Origin of the sequence: Thalassobellus citreus (assembly GCF_044385915.1) — a bacterium.
Lineage (GTDB): Bacteria > Bacteroidota > Bacteroidia > Flavobacteriales > Flavobacteriaceae > Thalassobellus > Thalassobellus citreus.
In genome coordinates this window covers 1-227 of record NZ_JBISCC010000080.1, presented here as the reverse complement: position 1 = coordinate 227, position 227 = coordinate 1, and the positions used below count along the sequence as shown (strand labels likewise).

Here is a 227-nt window from a genome sequence, read left to right as displayed (position 1 = left end):
ATCGTTAGAATCAAATGGTCCTGAATAATCTCCTGTTACTTTTGGTGTACTCGGATCGTCTATTCCTGTCGTTTCTTCACAATCGGTTAGTCCATCACCATCACTATCAGTCGTATTAACTCCTGTTGGTAAACAAGCATCATTAGCATCAAATGGTCCTGGATAATCTCCTGGTACTTTTGGTGTACTCGGATCGTCTATTCCTGTTGTTTCTTCACAATCGGTTA

1 protein-coding gene is annotated in these 227 nt (G+C 40.5%); it reads right to left on the bottom strand.

What is annotated here, in order from left to right:
• Positions 1-227, bottom strand: a 227-nt coding sequence (locus tag ACH5TX_RS00600) for a hypothetical protein (protein ID WP_439337618.1), incomplete at both ends; no start/stop codon positions are given.